The sequence below is a fragment of the Candidatus Pantoea formicae genome (assembly GCF_011752625.1).
In the GTDB taxonomy this organism is placed as follows: domain Bacteria; phylum Pseudomonadota; class Gammaproteobacteria; order Enterobacterales; family Enterobacteriaceae; genus Pantoea; species Pantoea formicae.
Genome location: NZ_VWXD01000048.1, coordinates 1 through 360 on the forward strand (window position 1 = coordinate 1; position 360 = coordinate 360).

1 tRNA gene is annotated in these 360 nt (G+C 49.7%); it reads left to right on the forward strand.

Annotated elements, in window-relative coordinates:
* Nucleotides 1-14 precede the first annotated feature (14 nt).
* Nucleotides 15-90, forward strand: a tRNA-Ala gene (locus F3J38_RS27840).
* Nucleotides 91-360: the final 270 nt, after the last annotated feature.

The following is a 360-nucleotide window of genomic DNA, read 5'->3' on the forward strand; positions in this document are numbered from 1 at the left end:
TGCAGTAACTGTATGGGGCTATAGCTCAGCTGGGAGAGCGCCTGCCTTGCACGCAGGAGGTCAGCGGTTCGATCCCGCTTAGCTCCACCATTACAGTGACTCAAAACAATACTTCAGAGCGTACCGGCAACGGTGTGCTGCGAAGTATTATGCTCTTTAACAATCCGGAACAAGCTGAAAATTGAAACGACACGTCGTATTCATTCTCCGTAATAAGAATGAAGTTATCGATGTGTTCGAGTCTCTCAAATGCTTGCAGTCTGCAGCGTTGTAAAACGCCTGTGGGTTGTGAGGTTAAGCGACTAAGCGTACACGGTGGATGCCCTGGCAGTCAGAGGCGATGAAGGACGTGCTAATCTG